This window comes from Lysinibacillus sphaericus, assembly GCF_005217585.1.
Lineage (GTDB): Bacteria > Bacillota > Bacilli > Bacillales_A > Planococcaceae > Lysinibacillus > Lysinibacillus sphaericus.
Genome location: NZ_SZPT01000002.1, coordinates 1,371,608 through 1,392,669, shown reverse-complemented (window position 1 = coordinate 1,392,669; position 21,062 = coordinate 1,371,608). Strand labels below are relative to the sequence as shown.

The 21,062-nt window shown below is 38.0% G+C and carries 24 protein-coding genes; all 24 read left to right on the top strand.

The features are described 5' to 3' along the window. Positions 1–16 precede the first annotated feature (16 nt). The 24 genes from fliM to frr all read left to right on the top strand — a co-directional run bounded on the left by fliM (position 17) and on the right by frr (position 20,924). Positions 17–1,012, top strand: a complete 996-nt coding sequence (gene fliM, locus FC748_RS12270) for a flagellar motor switch protein FliM (RefSeq protein WP_024362025.1) — start codon at positions 17–19, stop codon at positions 1,010–1,012. Continuing rightward, positions 1,005–2,237 (top strand): flagellar motor switch phosphatase FliY, encoded by a 1,233-nt coding sequence (gene fliY / locus FC748_RS12265; RefSeq protein WP_024362024.1) that lies wholly within the window; start codon positions 1,005–1,007, stop codon positions 2,235–2,237. Before fliM ends, fliY begins: the two co-directional genes overlap by 8 nt. Before the next feature lie 21 nt (positions 2,238–2,258). Further along, positions 2,259–2,621, top strand: a complete 363-nt coding sequence (locus tag FC748_RS12260; RefSeq protein WP_004269288.1) for a response regulator — start codon at positions 2,259–2,261, stop codon at positions 2,619–2,621. Positions 2,622–2,631: 10 nt separating this feature from the next. Beyond that, entirely contained in the window at positions 2,632–3,303 is a 672-nt protein-coding gene (locus FC748_RS12255; RefSeq protein ID WP_227665413.1) for a flagellar biosynthetic protein FliO, read from the top strand. Continuing rightward, positions 3,300–3,965, top strand: coding sequence for a flagellar type III secretion system pore protein FliP (gene fliP / locus FC748_RS12250; protein ID WP_024362022.1), 666 nt, complete (start codon positions 3,300–3,302; stop codon positions 3,963–3,965). Before FC748_RS12255 ends, fliP begins: the two co-directional genes overlap by 4 nt. Positions 3,966–3,978: 13 nt before the next feature. Beyond that, positions 3,979–4,248, top strand: coding sequence for a flagellar biosynthesis protein FliQ (gene fliQ, locus FC748_RS12245; RefSeq protein ID WP_024362021.1), 270 nt, complete (start codon positions 3,979–3,981; stop codon positions 4,246–4,248). 4 nt (positions 4,249–4,252) lie between these two features. After that, positions 4,253–5,029, top strand: coding sequence for a flagellar biosynthetic protein FliR (gene fliR, locus FC748_RS12240; RefSeq protein WP_024362020.1), 777 nt, complete (start codon positions 4,253–4,255; stop codon positions 5,027–5,029). A gap of 1 nt (position 5,030) precedes the next feature. Beyond that, positions 5,031–6,119: a flagellar biosynthesis protein FlhB gene (flhB, locus tag FC748_RS12235; RefSeq protein WP_024362019.1), complete on the top strand. Its 1,089-nt coding sequence runs from the start codon at positions 5,031–5,033 to the stop codon at positions 6,117–6,119. 24 nt (positions 6,120–6,143) lie between these two features. Beyond that, positions 6,144–8,177, top strand: coding sequence for a flagellar biosynthesis protein FlhA (gene flhA, locus FC748_RS12230; protein WP_024362018.1), 2,034 nt, complete (start codon positions 6,144–6,146; stop codon positions 8,175–8,177). Further along, the gene (gene flhF / locus FC748_RS12225; RefSeq protein ID WP_024362017.1) at positions 8,174–9,370 is read left to right on the top strand and encodes a flagellar biosynthesis GTPase FlhF; all 1,197 of its coding nucleotides are present in this window, start codon (positions 8,174–8,176) and stop codon (positions 9,368–9,370) included. Before flhA ends, flhF begins: the two co-directional genes overlap by 4 nt. Then, positions 9,367–10,242, top strand: a complete 876-nt coding sequence (locus FC748_RS12220; protein WP_024362016.1) for a MinD/ParA family protein — start codon at positions 9,367–9,369, stop codon at positions 10,240–10,242. The genes flhF and FC748_RS12220 overlap by 4 nt, the downstream gene beginning before the upstream one ends. Then, positions 10,243–11,397, top strand: a complete 1,155-nt coding sequence (locus FC748_RS12215) for a protein-glutamate methylesterase/protein-glutamine glutaminase (RefSeq protein WP_108029523.1) — start codon at positions 10,243–10,245, stop codon at positions 11,395–11,397. Between the two features lie 16 nt (positions 11,398–11,413). Beyond that, positions 11,414–13,480, top strand: coding sequence for a chemotaxis protein CheA (locus FC748_RS12210; RefSeq protein ID WP_108029524.1), 2,067 nt, complete (start codon positions 11,414–11,416; stop codon positions 13,478–13,480). A gap of 27 nt (positions 13,481–13,507) precedes the next feature. Continuing rightward, a complete protein-coding gene (locus FC748_RS12205; RefSeq protein ID WP_024362013.1) occupies positions 13,508–13,954 on the top strand; it encodes a chemotaxis protein CheW in 447 nt (148 codons plus the stop codon). Positions 13,955–13,964: 10 nt separating this feature from the next. Continuing rightward, a complete protein-coding gene (locus FC748_RS12200) occupies positions 13,965–14,597 on the top strand; it encodes a chemotaxis protein CheC (RefSeq protein WP_024362012.1) in 633 nt (210 codons plus the stop codon). 3 nt (positions 14,598–14,600) lie between these two features. After that, the gene (locus tag FC748_RS12195; RefSeq protein WP_024362011.1) at positions 14,601–15,107 is read left to right on the top strand and encodes a chemotaxis protein CheD; all 507 of its coding nucleotides are present in this window, start codon (positions 14,601–14,603) and stop codon (positions 15,105–15,107) included. After that, entirely contained in the window at positions 15,107–15,478 is a 372-nt protein-coding gene (locus FC748_RS12190) for a hypothetical protein (RefSeq protein WP_108029525.1), read from the top strand. The genes FC748_RS12195 and FC748_RS12190 overlap by 1 nt, the downstream gene beginning before the upstream one ends. A 365-nt stretch (positions 15,479–15,843) precedes the next feature. After that, positions 15,844–16,614, top strand: a complete 771-nt coding sequence (locus FC748_RS12185) for a FliA/WhiG family RNA polymerase sigma factor (RefSeq protein ID WP_024362009.1) — start codon at positions 15,844–15,846, stop codon at positions 16,612–16,614. 31 nt (positions 16,615–16,645) lie between these two features. After that, positions 16,646–16,954 carry a hypothetical protein gene (locus FC748_RS12180; protein ID WP_024362008.1) on the top strand — a complete coding sequence of 103 codons (309 nt, stop codon included), beginning with the start codon at positions 16,646–16,648 and terminating at the stop codon, positions 16,952–16,954. A gap of 9 nt (positions 16,955–16,963) precedes the next feature. Next, entirely contained in the window at positions 16,964–17,539 is a 576-nt protein-coding gene (locus FC748_RS12175) for a DUF6115 domain-containing protein (protein ID WP_108029526.1), read from the top strand. Positions 17,540–17,696: 157 nt separating this feature from the next. Beyond that, on the top strand, positions 17,697–18,416 hold the full coding sequence (gene rpsB, locus FC748_RS12170; RefSeq protein ID WP_024362006.1) for a 30S ribosomal protein S2: 720 nt from the start codon (positions 17,697–17,699) through the stop codon (positions 18,414–18,416). A 101-nt stretch (positions 18,417–18,517) separates the two neighbouring features. Further along, positions 18,518–19,405 (top strand): translation elongation factor Ts, encoded by an 888-nt coding sequence (tsf, locus tag FC748_RS12165; protein ID WP_069510104.1) that lies wholly within the window; start codon positions 18,518–18,520, stop codon positions 19,403–19,405. Between the two features lie 236 nt (positions 19,406–19,641). Beyond that, complete coding sequence (gene pyrH, locus FC748_RS12160) at positions 19,642–20,370, top strand: UMP kinase (protein WP_024362004.1); 729 nt, start codon at positions 19,642–19,644, stop codon at positions 20,368–20,370. Beyond that, positions 20,367–20,924, top strand: coding sequence for a ribosome recycling factor (gene frr / locus FC748_RS12155; RefSeq protein WP_108029527.1), 558 nt, complete (start codon positions 20,367–20,369; stop codon positions 20,922–20,924). The genes pyrH and frr overlap by 4 nt, the downstream gene beginning before the upstream one ends. Positions 20,925–21,062 lie beyond the last annotated feature (138 nt).

The window sequence follows — 21,062 nt, the reverse complement described above, 5'->3', positions numbered from 1 at the left end:
AAATGGAGGTGGGCAAATGGCAGGAGATGTGTTATCCCAATCTGAGATAGATGCGCTACTATCTGCAATCTCGACCGGAGAAATGTCAGCGGATGACATTAAAAAAGAGGACGAGGGGCGAAAGGTTAAAGTTTATGACTTTAAGCGAGCGTTGCGCTTCTCAAAAGATCAAATCCGAAGTTTGACCCGAATACATGAGAATTTTGCACGACTACTGACTACCTTCTTTTCTGCACAGTTAAGAAGCTATGTACAAATTACAGTAGCATCAGTAGACCAAATACCCTTTGAAGAGTTTGTTCGTTCAATTCCGAATATGACGCTCATTAATGTGTTTGAAGTGCCACCACTTGATGGTAATATATTGATGGAAATAAACCCAAACATTGCTTATTCGATGTTAGATCGTTTAATGGGTGGTAGTGGAGCAAGTCATAGTAATGTTGATAACTTAACAGAAATTGAAACAAAAATTATGACAAATCTCTTTGAACGCTCATTCGACAATTTACGCGAAGCATGGGAAAATGTTGCTGAAATCGACCCAATTTTAGTAGAGCTTGAGGTAAATCCTCAGTTTTTACAAATGATTTCACCAAATGAAACGGTAGTCGTCATTTCATTAAATACGATTATTGGTGAGACAAGCGGTATGATTAATATTTGTATTCCGCATGTTGTTTTAGAGCCAATTGTACCAAATCTATCTGTTCGCTATTGGATGCAAACTAATACAAAAGAGATGTCACCAGAGCAAACAAAAATGCTTGAAACACGTGTAAAACAAGCTCAATTGCCTCTTTCTGTTGAGTTAGGCATTAGCGACATCACCATTGAAGACTTCTTAATGATGCAAGTCGGTGATGTTATTCAATTAGAACAAAAAATTGATGATCCACTGCTGCTGAAAGTAGGTACATTACCTAAATTCACAGTACAACCTGGCAAACAGGGTAAAAAATTAGCAATCCAGATTATCGACCCTTTGAAAGGAGGAGACGAAGATGAGTGATGAAATGCTCTCCCAAGAAGAAATTGAAGCGTTATTAAGGGGCGAAACGTTGGACGATAGAATGAACGACAGCGAAGCTTCTACAAAAGAAGAACAAAATGAGGTAAGAGTAGAGGATTACCTTGATTCGTTTGCTCAAGATGCACTCGGTGAAGTCGGCAATATATCTTTTGGTAGTTCAGCTACTGCTCTTTCTGCGTTATTAGGACAAAAAGTAGACATTACTACCCCTAGTATTTCAATGATTAACCGTAATAAGTTAGAAGAGGAATTTCCTCATCCGTATGTAGCCGTACAGGTAGAATATACGATTGGTTTAACAGGTATGAATTTACTTGTTATTAAACAATCAGACGCTGCCATTATAGCCGATTTAATGTTAGGAGGGGACGGTTTAAACCCTAAGCCCGACCTAGGTGAAATTCAGCTAAGTGCAGTACAAGAAGCGATGAATCAAATGATGGGTTCTGCGGCAACATCCATGTCGACAGTATTCAACAAAAAGGTGGATATTTCACCACCGACAATCGATCTAATGAATATTTCTAAAAATGAAGGTCGAGACAATATTCCGGAAGACGATTTACTAGTAAAAGTTTCATTCCGATTACGTATCGGTAATTTAATTGATTCGAACTTAATGCAATTATTGCCACTGAAGTTTAGTCAAAATATTGTCAAATCATTATTAGGTGAAACAGAGGCGATTGCAGAGCCAGTTGCAGCTACCATTGCACCGGAAGCGCCTATTGCGCCACCACCAGTTCAACATACACCGCCACCAGCACAGCAACCGGCATATCAACAACCGGCTGCACCAGTGCAACAGCCGATGTATCAAGAGCAACCACCAATGTATCAAGAACAACAACAAATTCAGATGCAACAAAGACCAGTTCAACCTGTAAATGTTCAGCAAGCACAGTTTGCTAGCTTTGATCCAAATGTAATCTCTCAATCTGAGGCTAGAAATTTAAATATGCTACTTGATATTCCATTGCAAGTTACTGTAGAGTTAGGACGTACGAAACGTTCTGTTAAAGAGATTTTAGAACTAGCTAGTGGATCGATTATAGAATTAGATAAATTAGCAGGGGAACCAGTTGATATTCTAGTAAATAGTCGTCTAATTGCCAAAGGCGAAGTGGTTGTTATTGACGAAAACTTCGGTGTCCGCATTACAGATGTTTTAAGTCAAGCAGAGCGTTTAAATAATTTAAGATAGTTTCAATTGGAGGAGTTAACCATGTCTAAAAGAATTTTGATTGTAGACGATGCTGCATTTATGCGCATGATGATCAAGGATATTTTATCCAAAAACGGATTTGAAGTTGTAGGGGAAGCTGCCGATGGTCTACAGGCTGTTGAAAAATACAACGAGTTAAAGCCAGATTTAGTAACAATGGATATTACAATGCCTGAAATGGATGGTATTGCGGCTCTTAAAGCGATTAAAGGTACTGATCCAAGCGCAACAGTAATCATGTGTTCAGCAATGGGACAACAAGCAATGGTAATCGATGCAATTCAAGCTGGCGCGAAAGACTTCATTGTTAAGCCTTTCCAAGCTGATCGTGTAATTGAAGCGATTCAAAAAGCACTAGGATGATTTCATGCAAATGTTAAAATCATTTCGTGTCACGATGATTTTCGCATTTCTTGTAACCTTCCTATTTGTGTATCCACCAACAGTTTCTGTTCATGCAGATACCGATACAAATAGTATTGAGTATTGTATGAAAAAACCAGAGGAATGTAAGGAAAATTCAGACCCAGCTGCGAAAGAAGATACAGTTGTTTCAGCAGCTGGAGATGTTTCTGCATGGGAATACATAAAAATGGTTTTGGCGCTTATTTTTGTTGTAGCTTTATTTTATGGGTTGATGAAGTTTTTAAATAAAAGAAATTTAACTTTTCAACGAAATCAAATGGTACAAAATTTAGGCGGTTTATCGTTAGGGGCACAAAAGTCTGTTCAACTGTTGCAAATAGGTAAAACGATTTATTTGGTTGGTGTCGGTGAAGATGTCCAACTGATTCGAGAAATTACCGATCCGCAAGAAGTTGAAGAGCTGTTAGCGCTCTATAACGAAAAACAGGAATTTGCGGCAACATCACCTTATATAGCAGAAGTAATTTCTAAGTTTAAGAGAAAAAATAAACAAAATTCATCAACAAGCACACAACAAGATTCGTTTGGTGAACTTTTTGAAAAAAAAATCTCTGAAATTAAACAGGAGCGTAGTGAAGAATTAGAGAGATGGAAGCAAAAGGAGAATGATGATAAATGAATGATATAGTCAATTATTTTTCCAACAGCGACCCAACCAATGTCTCAACTTCTATTAAGCTCCTTTTATTATTAACTGTATTGTCACTTGCCCCGAGCATTTTAATTTTAATGACATCATTTGCGCGGATTGTCATTGTGCTCTCATTTGTACGTACAGCGTTGGCGACACAACAAATGCCTCCTAATCAGGTTATTGTTGGACTTGCCTTATTTTTAACCTTCTTTATCATGGCTCCTACATTTCAAGAGGTCAATAAAGAGGCATTACAGCCACTATTTGCTGAAGAAATTGGGCTAGAAGAAGCATATGAGAAGGCAAGTGTGCCGTTTAAAGAGTTTATGAGTAAGCATACAAGGCAAAAAGATTTAGATCTGTTTTTACAATATAATAAGGCAGAAAAGCCAGCATCTGTAGAGGAAATTCCACTTACTATGCTCGTACCTGCTTTTGCACTCAGTGAAATTAAAACTGCTTTCCAAATTGGTTTTATGATATTTATTCCATTCCTTGTAATCGATATGATTGTCGCAAGTACATTAATGTCGATGGGGATGATGATGTTACCACCGGTTATGATTTCATTGCCGTTTAAGATTTTATTATTTGTACTCGTCGATGGCTGGTACCTCGTAATGAAATCATTACTACAAAGTTTTTAGGGGATGATACAGTATGACAGGTGAAATGGTTATTTCAATAGCAGAGCGTGCCATTATGATTATCCTTCTAACAAGCGGACCGCTATTATTAGTTGCTTTAATCTCTGGTTTAGCGGTAAGTATATTTCAAGCAACAACTTCGATTCAAGAGCAAACATTAGCATTCGTTCCAAAAATCGTCGCAGTATTAGTGGCCATCGTTTTCTTTGGTCCGTGGATGTTATCACAAGTTACGAGCTATGCGAGAGACATTTTTGAGAATTTAACGCGTTATATAGGGTGAGTACATGAATGAACTAGTCCCTCAAATAACGGTATTCTTATTAGTACTAGTGCGCGTAACTGCTTTTTTTGTTACGGTACCTTTCTTTTCATATAGGACGATTCCGCAGAAAGTACGAATTTCCCTCGCATTCGTTTTAGCTTGGATGATGTATTATACAATAGACGTAGAGCCATTTCTTTTTAATGGTGATTACATACTTTTAGTGATGAAAGAAGCTGTTATTGGATTGTTATTAGGTCTAATAGGCTATATCATCATGTCGGCAATTCAAATTGCCGGAAGCTTTATCGATTTCCAAATGGGATTTGCCATTGCCAATATTATCGACCCACAAACAGGGGCGCAAAGTCCATTAATCGGTCAATTTTTCAATACATTGGCATTGCTGTTCTTATTGGCAATTGATGGCCATCATATGATTCTAGATGGAATTTTCTATAGTTATCAGTTTTTACCTATAGATCAGGGATTTCCTAATTTCGCGCAAGATGATTATATCCAGTTTGTCATGACAACCTTTACTGCCGTCTTTGCTATTGCGTTTCAAATGGCAGCACCTGTTGTAGCAACGTTGTTTTTAGTGGATTTAGCACTTGGTATAACGGCAAAAACGGTGCCACAATTAAATATCTTTGTGGTTGGTTTCCCAATTAAAATTGGTGTCAGTTTTTTAGTGCTCTTCACAATGATGGCGGTTATGATACAAGTCATTCAAAAGTTGATTACGATTATGATTTATGGAATGCGCGATTTAATGGCGATATTAGGTGGTGGATAAGATGTTGCTACTACTGGATTTAGATTTACAGTTTTTTGCAGGTGAAAAAACGGAAAAGGCGACACCTAAAAAACGACAAGATGCTAGAAAAAAAGGGCAGGTCGTTAAGAGTCAGGACATATCCAGTGCGATTGTGATGCTCATGGTGTTTATCTTTCTATTATTCTTTGCAGGATCATTGCGAGACGATCTGTTAGCTTTTTTTAGGCAAACATTTATCCATAACGTACGTGTAGAAACACTTACGATTGACAGTGTCATGCATCTATTTACCGAAACATTAGTACAAATGGCTTATGTCATTGTTCCAATAATGGCAATTGCGTTTGTAGGAGCCTTAGCAGGTAATTTTCTACAATTTGGTTTCTTATTCACATTAGAGCCGATGAAATTTGATTTAAAAAAGATGGATCCAATTAAAGGCTTAAAAAAAATCTTTTCTGTAAAAGCCATTGTTGAGCTTATAAAGTCAATCTTAAAGATTTCCTTTATTGGTGGAGTAACAACAATTATCATATGGTCAAATTTACATGAAGTTTTAGCACTATCATTTAAAAGTCCGTGGGTGACCCTTGTTACAGTTGGTAAACTTGTTGGCATTATGGGGATCGCGGCTTCTCTTGTGTTACTATGTGTATCCTTATTGGACTGGATGTATCAAAAACATGAGTATGAAAAAAATCTAAAAATGTCTAAGCAAGATATTAAAGATGAATATAAAAATAGTGAGGGTGACCCGCTGATTAAATCAAAAATCAAGCAACGTCAGCGTGAAATGGCAATGCGTCGAATGATGTCAGAAGTGCCAAATGCTGATGTCGTAATCACTAACCCAACTCACTATGCGATCGCTCTAAAGTATGATGAGGACAGTATGGATGCCCCTCGCGTAGTGGCGAAGGGGACAGACTTTGTTGCTCAAAAAATTAAACTGATTGCGAAAGAACATGATGTCATAATGGTAGAAAACAGACCATTAGCCAGAGCCATGTATGATCAGGTAGAAATAGGCGATTCAGTACCAGAACAATTTTTCAAAGCAATAGCAGAAGTACTCGCTTATGTTTATCGTATTAAGCGGAAAATTTAAAGCTTTTATGTAGGAGGGACACAAATGAAGGTTCGCGATATAGGGGTTTTAGGTGCGGTTATTTTAATCGTTGCGATGCTCATCATCCCTCTTCCTCCGTGGATGCTAAGTTTCTTAATCGTCATTAATATTACGTTAGGATTAATAGTACTTTTAACAGCAATGAGTATGAAGGAAGCGTTAGATTTCTCTATTTTCCCTTCCGTTATTCTTCTGTTAACCCTGTTTCGACTCGGCTTAAGTGTTTCCACAACGCGTGCAATTTTAGCAAATGGAGATGCTGGATCAGTTGTTGAAACCTTCGGGGATTTCGTAGTTGGCGGGAATGTTCTCGTAGGTTTAGTAGTGTTTTTAATTCTTGTATTGATTCAGTTTATCGTTATTACAAAAGGGGCGGAACGTGTTGCAGAAGTAGCTGCTCGTTTCACACTCGATGCGATGCCCGGTAAACAAATGAGTATTGATGCTGATTTAAACGCAGGTGTAATATCTGAGCGAGAAGCACGTGAACGACGTGACAAAGTATCGGGAGAAGCGGATTTCTACGGAGCGATGGATGGTGCTACGAAATTCGTAAAAGGGGATGCAATTGCCTCCATGGTGATGGTAATTATCAACTTATTATTTGGTATTATTATTGGTGTTGTACAAATGGGCTTACCATTTGCGGAAGCAGCAACCCATTTCTCAAAGCTAACGGTTGGTGATGGTATTGTATCACAAATCCCTGCACTTCTTATTTCAACAGCAACAGGGATTGTAGTAACACGCGCATCCTCTAAAGGAAGTCTAGGAGAAGATATTACAGGACAACTATTCGCTCAAGCAAAGCTTCTTTATGTTGCTGGGGGTACTATTATTTTACTTGGTTTATTCACGCCAATTCCTAACTGGGTAACGTTACCAATTGGTATTTCACTTGTTGCAGGTGCTTACATGATGGAACGTAAGAAACCAGAGGATGAGGAAGAATTACTTGAAATTGAGGAAGAAGTGGCAACAGACGGCATGAAGAGCCCTGAAAATGTTGTGAATTTATTAAATGTGGACCCAATTGAATTTGAATTTGGCTATGGCTTAATTCCACTAGTAGATGCAGCCCAAGGTGGGGACTTATTAGATCGCGTTATCATGATTCGACGCCAACTAGCATTGGAACTAGGGATTGTCATTCCAGTTGTTCGTATTCGTGATAATATTCAACTTCAGCCAAATGAATACCGCATAAAAATTAAAGGTAATGAAATGGCTCGTGGGGAGCTTCTACTCGATCATTATTTAGCGATGAGCCCAGGAGATGATGATTCAATCGAGGGTATTGATACTGTTGAACCGTCATTTGGTCTTCCTGCTAAATGGATTACAGAGCAAGTGAAAGAGGACGCTGAGATGTCTGGTTATACGGTTGTTGATCCACCAAGTGTTGTGTCAACACACTTAACAGAAATGATTCGAGCAAATGCGCATGAATTATTAGGACGTCAGGAAACGAAACAATTAATTGACCATTTACGTGAAACACATCCAATTTTAGTCGAAGAATTAACACCCACACCATTATCTACTGGAGAAATCCAAAAAGTATTGGGCAAGCTTCTTCGAGAAAATGTTTCTGTCCGTAACTTGCCGATTATTTTCGAAACATTAGCAGACTATGCAAAACTAACAAGTGATACCGATATATTAACAGAGTATGTGCGTCAGTCATTAGCTCGTCAAATTACCTCTCAATATGTAGGAGACAGCTCATCATTGAAAGTCATTACTGTATCGGGTAAAGTAGAGAAAATGATTGCAGATAGCATTCAGCAAACGGATCACGGCAATTATTTAGCAATGGATCCTCAAGATTCTCAAACGGTGCTAGAGACCATTGCATCAGAGGTAGAGCGTGTGTCATTTATGGAACAATCTGCTATTATTTTGTGCTCTCCGGCAGTTCGTATGTATTTACGTCAGCTGACAGAACGCTATTTCCCGCAGATTCCGGTACTATCTTATAATGAACTTGATGCTTCTATTGAAATTCAAAGTGTTGGGGTGGTGAATGTTGAATGAAAATGAAAAAATATTATGCATCTTCCATACCAGAAGCAATGAAGCTTGTGCGTGCTGATTTAGGCGACGACGCTGTCATTTTGAATTCAAAAGTAGTCGTAACAAAGAAACTTTTTGGGCTTGTTAAAAAGAAGAGCTTTGAGGTTGTTGCAGGGATTGACACGATGGAGCCAAGCAATACGGCTCCAACACCTGCAAGTATGCCTATGATTCCTGTTAAAAAAGAAAATGCTAGTTTACTAGAGATTACAAATGCTGTGCAAGCTAAAATTCAACATGCTCAGCCTACGCAAGAAATAACTTTGCAAGATGAGTCAGGTATGTCTGAAGAACTGAGGAAGGAAATTGCAGATTTAAAATCGTTAATGCAATCAATGCACAAGAAGGCTACCCAAGCTCAATATCCCGATGAACTCTTATCCTTCATTGAATACTTAAGACAGCAAGAGCTAAATGAGGAGCTCATCACAACGATTGGTGATGAGCTTTTTGTGCATTTCAAAGAAGCTTCAGAAATCAATTTTTCACAATGCAAGCTAATTACAAAAAACTTGCTGCGTAAAAAACTAGAAGGCTTGCCGATTGGTGGCCTATCCTATGAACGTAAATATATTAATGTGCTAGGACCAACGGGTGTCGGCAAGACAACGACAATTGCTAAAATGGCAGCTCGAGCGGTTCTAGAGAAAAAGAAAAAAATAGGCTTTATTACTACAGATACATACCGAATTGCTGCCATTGAGCAGTTAAAAACGTATGCCGGCCTATTACAAGCACCTGTTGAAATTGCTTATAATTCGACAGATTACGAGCAAGCTGTGCAACGATTGTCCCATTTAGATTTAGTCTTTATCGATACTGCTGGCCGCAATTATAAGGAAGCAAAATATGTAGACGATCTACAACGCCTTATTAAGTTTGATGATCAAGCTGAATCCTTTCTAGTACTTGCTATGACGGCAAAAGAAAAGGATATGACCAATATTATTGAGCAATTTAAAAGTGTGCCAATTGAAAAATTTATTTTTACGAAGATTGATGAAACAAATTCTATTGGCACAATGATTAATTTAATGATTAAATATAATAAAGGACTTGCTTACTATACCAATGGTCAAGAAGTACCAGAAGATATTGAAGAAGCTGATTTAGAAGCAGTGCTTAATATGTTTTTCCAAGGTGAAGAAAAATGAGAGATCAAGCAGAAACATTACGCTTGAAAATGCTGAAGCGGCAAGGTGAATTAGGTAAAACAATTGCCGTTGTAAGCGGTAAGGGTGGAGTTGGTAAGAGTAACTTTTCAATGAACTTTGCAATTAATTTAGCGAGTAAGGACAAAAAAGTAGCAATTGTAGATATGGATATTGGGATGGGGAATATCAATATATTAATTGGAAAAAATGTTTCTTATAGTTTAAAAGATTACTTAGAAGGAAATAAATCACTAGATGAGGTAATATTTGAAGGGCCACATGGTTTACAATGTATTGCTGGTGGCTCTGGCATGTCGAGTGTGCTGGAATGGTCGGAGGCAATGTTTGAAAGACTGATTCATGCTTTTGAACAACTCCAAAAAAACTTCGACTATATTCTATTTGATATGGGAGCTGGCGCGACAAAATGGTCATTAGAGTTATTAACATCTATTGATGAAATTATAGTGATTACAACAGCTGAACCAACCTCTATTACAGATGCTTATTCGATGATGAAATATATTCATGTTCGCGATATGGATAAGCAATTTTATTTACTTTGTAATCGTGCTTTTTCTAAAGAAGAAGGGATCGAAACGATTGAACGTTTAAAGCTTACGATGAAACGATTTCTAGACAAAGAGGTTATAGTATTAGGCTCCTTACCTGAGGACCCTGTTGTACGTAATGCTGTGCGCGAGCAAGTACCATTTTCAATCGCATATCCAGAAGCACTTATTTCTAAAACACTTCAACTGATAGTGGCTCGGTTTATGGAACAACGTATGGAGGAAGTGCATGCACATGAACAGTCAGCAAGTAAATTCTTATCTAAACTTAGAAGTATTTTTTCGAAAGGGCGTGATTAATTGGACTTTGTACATAAAAGCAAGCTTTTAGTCGTTGATGATTCTGCTTTTATGAGAAAGCTAATTAGTGACTTTTTTGTTGGAAACTCGAGGGTTGAAGTAGTTGGAACAGCACGAAATGGAAAAGATGCGATTAAGAAAATCCAAACATTAAAACCAACAGTCGTGACAATGGATATTGAAATGCCTGAAATGAATGGACTCGATGCATTAAATGAGATTATGACAATTTGTCCAGTGCCTGTCGTCATGCTTTCGAGTACAACCCAGCGAGGGGCTGAAAATGCACTAACTGCAATCGAGTATGGAGCGGTTGATTTTGTTGCGAAACCTAGCGGAACAATTTCTCTTGATTTACATAAAATCCAATCTGAGCTTGTCCATAAAGTTGAACAAGCTTCGTTGGTACCTATTTCTAAATTGAAAAAACCATCAATTAGCAAAAGACAACAAGAACCAATTGTATCGCCTACTTCAATAAGAAAAGAATTGTCGAAGGAACGTAAAGCTCCCCCTCCAGTCAATGTGAACGCAACAGGTACGAATGTCACTAAGGGACATATTGAATGGAGTAAAGTTAGTAAAAAAATTGTGTTGATTGGGACATCTACTGGTGGACCGCGTGCACTACAAGAAGTAATTACTAAAATTCCGAAAACAATTCAAGCGCCAATTCTTATTGTTCAACATATGCCAGCGGGCTTTACAAAATCGCTGGCTTCCCGCTTAGACCAATTGAGCGAGATTACGGTAAAAGAAGCAGAGCAAGGAGATATTTTACAAAATGGCGTGGCCTATATCGCCCCAGGAGGATACCATTTAAGGTTAAGAAAAGTTGGTACCTCATTTGGCATCGTTTTAGATAATCACGAACCACCACGTTCTGGTCATCGCCCATCTGTAGATGTGATGTTTGAAGATGTAAGTCAATTTAAAGATTTTGATAAGGTAGCAGTCATTATGACGGGTATGGGCTATGACGGTTCGAAGGGACTGAAAGCATTAAAAAATACCGGAAATGTAGTTGCTATTGCAGAGTCAGCAGAAACTTGCATAGTGTATGGTATGCCGAAAGCTGCGGTGGAAACGCAGCTTGTCGATGAAGTCGCTGATGTAGATGATATTGCACAAACAATTATGAAATATTTGCCTTAAAAGGGGTGTCCTCTTAATGGAAGTCAATCAATATTTAGAGATGTTTATCGAAGAAAGTAAAGAGCATTTACAAGCTTGTAGTGAGCATTTATTAGAACTAGAAAAAAACCCAGATGATTTGGCTATCGTAGGAGAAATTTTCCGTTCGGCTCATACATTAAAAGGTATGTCAGCGACTATGGGCTTCGAAGACTTAGCAGATTTAACTCATAAAATGGAAAATGTCCTAGATGCAATTCGAAATGAAAAAATTCATGTGTCACCAGAAATTTTAGATATTGTATTTGAATCTGTGGATCATTTAGAAGAAATGGTAATGGATATTGCTAATGGCGGAGACGGTAAAAGAGATGTTTCTTCCACTGTCGCACAGTTAAAGCGCATTGAATCTGGTGAGGAAGCTCTTCCAGAAGTAGTAGCTACTGTAGCTATACCTGAAGTACCAAGCGTACTAGAATATGATAGCTTCGAGCAAACAGTTATAACGCAATCTGCGGAACAAGGATTTAATGCTTTTGAAATTTCAGTAAGACTGCGTGAAGATTGTCTATTAAAAGCAGCACGTGTATTTATGGTATTCGAGATTCTTGAAAAAGATGGTGATGTTATTAAATCAACGCCATCTGTTGAGAAGCTTGAAGATGAACAATTCGATCAACAATTTTATGTAGCGTTCGTAACAAAAGAATCAGCAGAAGATATGCAGAAGAAGTTAATGAAGGTTTCTGAAGTTGATGAAGTAAGTGTTGCAAAGATTAATCAAGAGCAATTCAGTGAAAAACAATATGAAGCAAATAAAGAGGTAGCCGCTACAGCAACGGCTACAGCAACTGCGCCAGTAGAGGTAGTAGATACACCAGTTGAAGCTCCAGCTAAGCCTGCACCAGCAAAATCAACACCTGCCAAAGCAGATAAAAGTCATGCACCTGTAGGAAACAAAACGATTCGCGTAAATATTGAACGTCTGGATATTTTAATGAATCTATTTGAGGAGCTTGTGATTGATCGTGGACGTTTACAATCCATTGCAACTGAAGTGAATCATGGGGAGTTAAACGAAACTGTTGAACGAATGAGCCGTGTTATGGGTGACCTACAAACGATTATTTTAACAATGCGAATGGTACCTGTGGAAACTGTATTCAACCGCTTCCCTAAAATGATTCGTCAGCTATCTCGTGATCTTAATAAGAAAATAAACCTTGAGATTATTGGCGCAGAAACAGAGCTTGATCGAACAGTAATCGATGAAATTGGAGACCCACTCGTTCACTTAATCCGTAACTCTGTCGATCATGGCATTGAAAACCCTACTGCACGCCGTGCAAAAGGAAAGCCAGAAGAAGGCACAGTGGTGTTACGTGCTTATCACAGTGGTAACTATGTCTTTATTGAAATTGAAGATGATGGGGCTGGCATTAATCGTGAAAAAGTGTTGGCAAAAGCGATTTCAAAAGGAGTTGTTACGCGTGAACAATCTCTTGCTATGTCAGACAATCAAATTAATGAGCTTATTTTAGCTTCTGGTTTCTCAACGGCAGATGTTATTTCAGATGTATCAGGTCGTGGTGTAGGGCTAGACGTTGTCAAAACAACGATTGAATCGTTAGGTGGTAACATTTCGATTGAATCTACACAAGATGTAGGCTCTATTTTCTCCATTCAATTGCCGTTAACATTATCTATTATTTCGGTAATGCTTGTGGAAATAGAAAAAGAAATTTATGCGATACCACTATCATCAATTATTGAAACATCGATTATCCGTTCATCAGATATTATGAATGCACATAACCAAAAGGTGATTGACTTCCGTGGTAAAGTGGTTCCACTTGTATTCTTAGAAGAAATCTTCGAAGTACCTCGTAAAGAGCTACAAGATGATGAATTCCATTCAGTAGTAATTGTTCGTAAAGGCGAGAAACTTGCTGGTTTAGTTGTCGATTCATTCATTGGCCAACAAGAAATTGTACTGAAATCATTAGGAAACTACTTAACGAATATCTTTGCAATTTCAGGTGCAACAATTTTAGGTAATGGTAAAGTAGCCCTAATTGTGGATTGCAATGCACTTATAAAATAAGGTGAATGAATAAGAGAGGTGTTTACTATGACAAATGCAGTTGAACAAGAAAATATTAAAGTAATTGTCTTCCAATTAGCAGATAAGGAATATGCGATTCCAGTATCACACGTCCAAGGTATCGAGAAACTGATGCATATTACACGTGTACCTAAAACAGAGAAATATGTAAAAGGTGTCATCAATTTACGAGGTGTCGTAACACCAATTATTGATTTACGCGAACGTTTTGAATTACCAATCTCTGAGCACGAAGAAACGACTCGTATTATCATTATCTCTTTAGAAGACATGGAAGTAGGCTTTGTTGTAGATTCAGCGAACGATGTGTTGGATATTCCAGCAAGCTCAATCGAACCTCAACCAGAGGTAGTAGGATCTCTTGAAGAAGAGTTTATTTCTGGCGTAGCCAAAATAGGTAAACGATTATTAATATTATTACATTTAGAGAAAGTATTAAATCCACTAAAGTAGGGATTCGATTATGACACTTAATCAAAAGATTACATCACTACATTTAGACGTATTAAAGGAAATTGGAAATATTGGAGCTGCCCATGCTGCAACAGCTCTTTCCAATTTACTTGGTAAAAAAATCGATATGCGTGTCCCGAAGGTTGAAATGGTGTCGTTTAATGACATGATGGAGCTTGCTGGTGGTTCTGAAAACGTTGTAGTTGGGATTTTTTTACGCATTGAGGGAGATGCTGAAGGAAGCATGTTTTTCATACTTCCGATTGAACAAGCTAATCGCTTTATCCGACGTCTAATACAGGATGAATCATTCGACTTTAAAAACCCACCTGTTTCGGAGTTAGGTTTATCTGCCATGCAGGAAATGGGGAATATTTTATCTGGTTCATATTTATCCGCGTTATCAGATTTTACAAATTTAAAAATTTATCCAACTGTGCCTGGTCTAAGTGTAGATATGTTTGGTGCTATTATTAGTATTGGCTTAATTGAATTATCGCATGTGAGTGATAATGTCATCGTAATTAATACATCCATTTTTGAAGACGGTGTGGAGGATCATGAAACAGTTAGGGGACATTTCTTCTTACTGCCTGATCCAGATTCTTTTGATGCTATTTTTAAAGCATTGGGAGTTTCATAGCCTATGCTTAACAACAATAATAATGGACAAGTAATAAAAGTTGGAATTGCTCAAATGGATGTAGCGAAATTTCCGAACACGATTAGAACTTCAGGACTTGGTTCTTGTGTAGGCGTTATTTTATACGATGAGTCAAAGAAAATAGCTGGTTTAATACATGTCATGCTACCAGATTCAAGTTTAGGTAGAGCAGAGTCAATAAATGTAGCGAAATTTGCAGATACGGGCATTTCAGCTATGATTGATTTATTAAAGCTAGAGGGTGTTCAAAAATTTAAACTGAAGGCAAAAATTGCGGGGGGTGCGCAAATGTTTCAATTTACGTCCGACAAAGATTCAATGCGCATCGGTCCTCGTAATGTGGAGGCTGTAAAGTTTGAATTAAAACGTCATGGAATTCCTTTAGTAGCCGAAAATACGGGCGGTAATAGCGGTCGAACAATTGAATTTAACCCTGCTACGTCGATGTTACATATTCGAACGGTTAACCAAGGAGTGAGTGAAATATAATGTTTGGTTCTATTTTTTATAACCTGTGGGGGGCATTGATTGCCTTTTCCCTTTATTTCTTTATGACACTGCAACAGCCCTATACACCATTACGTATTATCATCGGTTCATTTGTAGCAGCAATTATCGTATTTTTTGTCATGTATATCGTAAGGTTTTTAATTGCGTATGTGTTATTTACACCAACTGCCGACCCGTCGGAAGATGACAGTGGACTAGAAGAAAATAGTGCTTCTGTCGTCGATGAGAAGGGGAAAGAAACTTCTACGACAAATTCAACGGTTGAGTTTCAAGATGAAAGCACAGAAGATATTGCACAAACCGTTCGAACGATGATGCATCGTGAAGATGAACAACAAGTAAATGCATAAGCCAGAACACTTTAAACTGCCTCTAATGTTAGCTGTCGTCTAATTATTGGAGGCAGTTTTCTTCTGCCTAAAATAGAACAGCTATTAATAATAGAATAGTGTTAGAGAATCATATGAAATTATAGTCGAATGTTGTTATAATAAAAGGAAAGAATGGCATAGGTTTGTATCTAAATCTGTCAGTCATTGTAAGCAAAATACTCAAAATGTGATAAGTGAGTCTCTTTTTGATAGACATGTGTATGTTTTTTAATTTTCAAGCGTACAGCGTTAACAAAGCGACAGAACTATTGGCGCCTTGGAGCATTTGAGAGGAAAGCGCAAAAAGTCCGTGCAAACAGGCGCAAAGTAGAGAGGTGGATTTTATGACACAACCAATTCTAAACGATGAACAAAAGCTGTGGAATCGATGGGTGAATGAACGTGATCCTGATGCGGGTGATTTATTAATAAAAAAATATACTTCTCTTGTGACTTACCATGTGCAGCGAATTGGTGCAGGTTTACCTAAAAGCGTATCGCGTGACGATTTAACAAGCTTAGGCATGCTAGGTCTATTTGATGCTTTAAATAAATTTGATATAAATCGAGACTTAAAGTTTGATACATATGCTTCTTTTAGGGTGAGAGGCGCTATAATCGATGGCTTGCGTAAAGAGGATTGGCTACCTCGTTCTGCACGAGAAAAGGCCAAAAAGATGGATGCCAAGATTGAACAATTAGAACAACAGTTAATGCGCCATGTGACGCCTGAGGAGCTTGCACAGCATATGGAGTTACCTGTGGAAGACGTATACCAAACGGTGCAGGAGCATTTCTTCTCAAATGTACTCTCCATCAATGAGCAACAAGATCAGGAAGAAGCAGAGGGGAAGTCCTTTGTAATCCGTGATGATACGACAAAGACTCCAGAGCAAGTCGTAATAAAATCGGAGTTACTCGATGATTTAGCGGTAAATATACAAAAGCTTAATGATAAAGAGCAGCTCGTACTAAGTTTATTTTATACAGAAGAGTTGACACTAACTGAAATAGGTGAAATGCTCGAATTGTCAACATCACGTATTTCTCAAATTCACTCAAAAGCATTATTTAAGTTGCGAAAGCTATTGTCCAATGAAATGATTAATGTATAGTATCTAACGGATTGTTGAGGGAGGAATTTTAATGAGTTTAAAAGGTGTCGAATTACAAATAGCTATTCCAAAAACGTTTGAAGCGGGTAAAATGGCAGATCAGGCACAACAACAAACTTTAGCTCAACAAGTACATGCAAATGAAGCGTTAAAAAAGGAATTAGAGCGCAAGCAAAAAGCTGTAAATACTTCAGAAGGTATGACGGAGATTAGCGAAGAGGAAGAAGCGGGTGGCGAGTATATAAAAGGAACGCGTAAAAAGAAAAAGAACCATAACGAAAAACCAGAAAAACAGGCTCAGCATCCGTTCAAAGGTAATTTCGTGGACTTTAGTGGATAGGAGTTTACTATGACAACCATATTAATTGCTGTTCTCTTTGTTTTGCAGCTACTATCATTTTATTTCATTATTATATTAAATACGAAATTAGCGAAATTCAAAGATTTAGAAGTAAAGCAGGAACGCTTAATGCGAGAAATGGATGATACGATTAGCCTCTATTTAGCTGAAATGAAGGATGAAAATAATCGTCTAATTCAAGCGTTGCAAGTGGTACCAAAACCTACTATGACACCTGATACTGGACAACAGGCACAACCAATAGCTGTGCCTAAAAGTCAAGGACAGCCTTTGTCACAAACCGATGGTGAGATGAAGGCAGTGACTGTTAATAGTGACCCACGTATTTTAATGCCGAAAAATATCGTAGCGAATGCCTATTCTCGTCAACAACAGGGAGGAACGACGGCTGTGCAAACGGCTGCGCCAAAGGTTGATAGTTTACCAAAAGAAGAATCAAAGCCGTTAACGATGGAACAACAAATTGTCCAAATGGCTGAGCAGGGAAAAACTGCTGAAGAAATTGCGAAAAAGCTGCAAAAAGGAAAGACAGAAATCGAGCTTTTATTGAAATTTCATAGCTAAAACAGTTGCGAATGCCATAAAGCTGTGATATAGTAGCAAATGGTGTTATTACTACACACGCATTTTGATGCAGTAAGTGGTGCTCTAAGATTAGGGTAGCTTGTTGCAAGTGATAAATGCGGAGGAAAAAAACCAAACATTCTAGGAGGAAATTCACATGTCAGTAATTTCTATGAAACAATTACTTGAAGCTGGTGTACATTTCGGTCACCAAACTCGTCGTTGGAACCCAAAAATGAAGAAATTTATCTTCGTTGAGCGTAACGGGATCTACATCATCGACTTACAAAAAACTGTTAAAAAATTAGAGGAAGCTTATGACTTCATGCGTCAAGTTGGTCAAGACGGTGGTAAAGTTCTTTTCGTTGGTACGAAAAAACAAGCACAAGAAGCGATCAAAGACGAAGCTGAACGTTCAGGCAACTACTATATCAACCAACGTTGGTTAGGTGGTACTCTTACTAACTTCGGTACAATTCAAAAACGTGTTGCACGTATGAAAGCTATCGAAAAAATGGAAGAAGAAGGAACTTTCGAAGTTCTACCTAAAAAAGAAGTAATCCAACTTAAAAAAGAACACGAACGTCTAGTTAAATTCTTAGGCGGTATCCGTGATATGCACGATCTTCCAGACGTTATGTTCGTGGTTGACCCACGCAAAGAACGTATCGCTGTTGCTGAAGCTCGTAAATTAAACATCCCTCTAGTAGGTATTGTTGATACTAACTGTGATCCAGATGAAATCGACTATGTTATCCCTGCTAATGACGATGCTATTCGCGCTGTTAAACTTTTAACTGCTAAAATGGCTGACGCTTTAATCGAGTCAAAACAAGGTGAAGAAGAAGCTCCAGCTACTGAAGCTGCTGCTGAGTAATTCACGTTTACAAAAAGGTGATAAGTGGCTCAGAACCCTTATCACCTTTTTTAGAACCTACCACTATAAATAGTTTAACCAATTTGAGGAGGCAACACTAAATGGCAAACATTACTGCACAATTAGTAAAAGAATTACGCGAAAAAACTGGCGCTGGTATGATGGATTGTAAAAAAGCGTTAGTACAAACTGATGGTGATTTAGAAGCTGCAATCGATTTCCTACGTGAAAAAGGTCTTTCTTCAGCTGCTAAAAAAGCTGACCGTATCGCTGCAGAAGGTACAACTTATATTTTAGAAAAAGGTAACGAAGCAATTATTCTTGAAGTAAACGCTGAAACTGACTTCGTTGCGAAAAACGATAAATTCCAAGTATTAGTTTCTTCTTTAGCTGAGCAATTACTTGCTGCTAAACCAGCATCAGTAGAAGCTGCAGTAGAGCTTGAAAATGCAGAAGGCGTAAAAATCGCTGACCAAATTTCAACAGCTGTAGCAACTATCGGTGAAAAAATTACACTTCGTCGTTTTGAAGTAAAAACAAAAACTGATGCAGATGCTTTCGGTTCTTACCTACACATGGGTGGCCGTATTGGTGTATTAGTATCTTTAGAAGGTTCTACAGATGCTTCTGCTGCTAAAGATATCGCTATGCATATCGCAGCGATTAACCCAACTTACGTTTCTCGTGAAGAAGTTTCTGCTGAAGAAGTTGACCGTGAGCGTAAAGTGTTAACTGAACAAGCACTTAACGAAGGTAAACCAGAAAACATCGTTGCAAAAATGGTTGAAGGTCGTCTTGGTAAATACTTCGAAGACGTATGCTTACTTGACCAATCATTCGTTAAAAATTCAGATCAAAAAGTTCGCGACTTCGTTGCTTCAACTGGCGGTAATGTAACTGGTTTTGTACGCTACGCTGTTGGTGAAGGTATCGAAAAACGCGAAGATAACTTTGCTGAAGAAGTAATGAACCAAGTTAAAGGTAACTAATTTGTAGACTAGTTCAGTTGATGGATTGGCTTGCATTTGATCCTAATCAAATAATAACTAGATTTTCTAGACAAAAATGGGGAACACAACATAACGTGTTCCCTATTTTTCCGAGATGAGCTAAAAAAGGATAGAATTTTCTATTACCATTATTCACAGCTAGCAATTATTGTTAGATATACTATAATGGAAAAGGAAAAGAAAAGTTTTAAATAAATGTCTGACGGAGGTTTACAATGAGTGTGCCACAATATAAACGAGTAGTTATTAAACTAAGTGGTGAAGCGTTAGCAGGAGAGGCTGGCTTCGGTTTATCACCAAAAATTATCAAGTCTGTTGCTGAAGAAGTGAAGGAAGTAGTAGATCTTGATGTAGAAGTTGCTGTAGTTGTAGGTGGCGGTAATATATGGCGTGGGAAAATCGGTAGTGAAATGGGCATGGATCGTGCAGCAGCTGACTATATGGGTATGCTAGCAACGGTTATGAATTCATTAGCATTACAAGATGCTCTTGAAAAATTAGGTATCGAAACACGCGTGCAATCTTCTATTGTGATGACACAAGTAGCAGAGCCATATATTCGTCGTAAAGCAGTTCGTCATTTAGAGAAAAAACGCGTAGTTATTTTTGCTGCAGGTACAGGTAACCCGTTCTTCTCTACAGATACAACAGCTGCATTACGTGCAGCGGAAATTGACGCAGATGCGATTTTAATGGCGAAAAATAATGTAGATGGTGTCTATTCTGCAGATCCAAAGGTCGATACTACTGCTATCAAATATGATACACTCACATACTTAGACGTTATTCAGCAAGGGTTACAAGTAATGGATTCAACTGCTTCAACTTTATGTATGGATAACGATATTCCGTTAATTGTCTTCTCAATTACGGAGCAAGGTAATATTAAACGTGCCGTACTGGGCGAGAAAATTGGAACTGTTGTTAGGAGGAATGCACAATGACTAAACAAGTATTAGAACAAGCGAAAGAAAAAATGAACAAATCAATTGCTGCTTTTTCACGTGAATTAGCATCAATCCGAGCAGGCCGTGCAAACGCATCTCTACTAGACCGTATTTCTGTAGAGTACTATGGTGCGCCAACCCCAATCAATCAACTTGCAGGTGTTGCAGTACCAGAAGCTCGTTTACTCGTGATTACACCTTATGATAAATCCATTTTAGGTGAAATTGAAAAAGCGATTATGAAGTCAGATATCGGTATTACACCGACAAATGATGGTTCTGTTATTCGTTTAATGATTCCAGCGTTAACAGAAGAACGTCGTAAAGACCTTGTAAAACAAGTGAAAAAAGAAGCTGAAGATGCAAAAATCGCAGTACGTAATGTTCGTCGTGATGCTAATGATGATCTTAAAAAACTTGAAAAAGCAGGCGAAATCACAGAAGACGATTTACGTGGATACGGTGACGATATTCAAAAATTAACAGATGAGTTCATCGTGAAAGTAGACCAAGTAGCGAAAGAAAAAGAAAAAGAAATTCTAGAAGTGTAAGCAGGCGCTTTGCATTTCTATGATGGAACTTTTTGATGAGATGAAGGCGTCCTATACATAACAGGACGTCTTTTCTCTTTTATTGTAAAAGTATTCATTTCTTATCGGTGTTACAATTTTCACCTGCTCTCTACGAGC

Bases quoted from the DNA above. Each gene is read 5' to 3' on its own strand.
- fliM (WP_024362025.1), top strand. From the start codon at position 17: ATGGCAGGAGATGTGTTATCCCAATCTGAGATAGATGCGCTACTATCT.
- fliY (WP_024362024.1), top strand. From the start codon at position 1,005: ATGAGTGATGAAATGCTCTCCCAAGAAGAAATTGAAGCGTTATTAAGG.
- FC748_RS12260 (WP_004269288.1), top strand. From the start codon at position 2,259: ATGTCTAAAAGAATTTTGATTGTAGACGATGCTGCATTTATGCGCATG.
- FC748_RS12255 (WP_227665413.1), top strand. From the start codon at position 2,632: ATGTTAAAATCATTTCGTGTCACGATGATTTTCGCATTTCTTGTAACC.
- fliP (WP_024362022.1), top strand. From the start codon at position 3,300: ATGAATGATATAGTCAATTATTTTTCCAACAGCGACCCAACCAATGTC.
- fliQ (WP_024362021.1), top strand. From the start codon at position 3,979: ATGACAGGTGAAATGGTTATTTCAATAGCAGAGCGTGCCATTATGATT.
- fliR (WP_024362020.1), top strand. From the start codon at position 4,253: ATGAATGAACTAGTCCCTCAAATAACGGTATTCTTATTAGTACTAGTG.
- flhB (WP_024362019.1), top strand. From the start codon at position 5,031: ATGTTGCTACTACTGGATTTAGATTTACAGTTTTTTGCAGGTGAAAAA.
- flhA (WP_024362018.1), top strand. From the start codon at position 6,144: ATGAAGGTTCGCGATATAGGGGTTTTAGGTGCGGTTATTTTAATCGTT.
- flhF (WP_024362017.1), top strand. From the start codon at position 8,174: ATGAAAATGAAAAAATATTATGCATCTTCCATACCAGAAGCAATGAAG.
- FC748_RS12220 (WP_024362016.1), top strand. From the start codon at position 9,367: ATGAGAGATCAAGCAGAAACATTACGCTTGAAAATGCTGAAGCGGCAA.
- FC748_RS12210 (WP_108029524.1), top strand. From the start codon at position 11,414: ATGGAAGTCAATCAATATTTAGAGATGTTTATCGAAGAAAGTAAAGAG.
- FC748_RS12205 (WP_024362013.1), top strand. From the start codon at position 13,508: ATGACAAATGCAGTTGAACAAGAAAATATTAAAGTAATTGTCTTCCAA.
- FC748_RS12200 (WP_024362012.1), top strand. From the start codon at position 13,965: ATGACACTTAATCAAAAGATTACATCACTACATTTAGACGTATTAAAG.
- FC748_RS12195 (WP_024362011.1), top strand. From the start codon at position 14,601: ATGCTTAACAACAATAATAATGGACAAGTAATAAAAGTTGGAATTGCT.
- FC748_RS12190 (WP_108029525.1), top strand. From the start codon at position 15,107: ATGTTTGGTTCTATTTTTTATAACCTGTGGGGGGCATTGATTGCCTTT.
- FC748_RS12185 (WP_024362009.1), top strand. From the start codon at position 15,844: ATGACACAACCAATTCTAAACGATGAACAAAAGCTGTGGAATCGATGG.
- FC748_RS12180 (WP_024362008.1), top strand. From the start codon at position 16,646: ATGAGTTTAAAAGGTGTCGAATTACAAATAGCTATTCCAAAAACGTTT.
- FC748_RS12175 (WP_108029526.1), top strand. From the start codon at position 16,964: ATGACAACCATATTAATTGCTGTTCTCTTTGTTTTGCAGCTACTATCA.
- rpsB (WP_024362006.1), top strand. From the start codon at position 17,697: ATGTCAGTAATTTCTATGAAACAATTACTTGAAGCTGGTGTACATTTC.
- tsf (WP_069510104.1), top strand. From the start codon at position 18,518: ATGGCAAACATTACTGCACAATTAGTAAAAGAATTACGCGAAAAAACT.
- pyrH (WP_024362004.1), top strand. From the start codon at position 19,642: ATGAGTGTGCCACAATATAAACGAGTAGTTATTAAACTAAGTGGTGAA.
- frr (WP_108029527.1), top strand. From the start codon at position 20,367: ATGACTAAACAAGTATTAGAACAAGCGAAAGAAAAAATGAACAAATCA.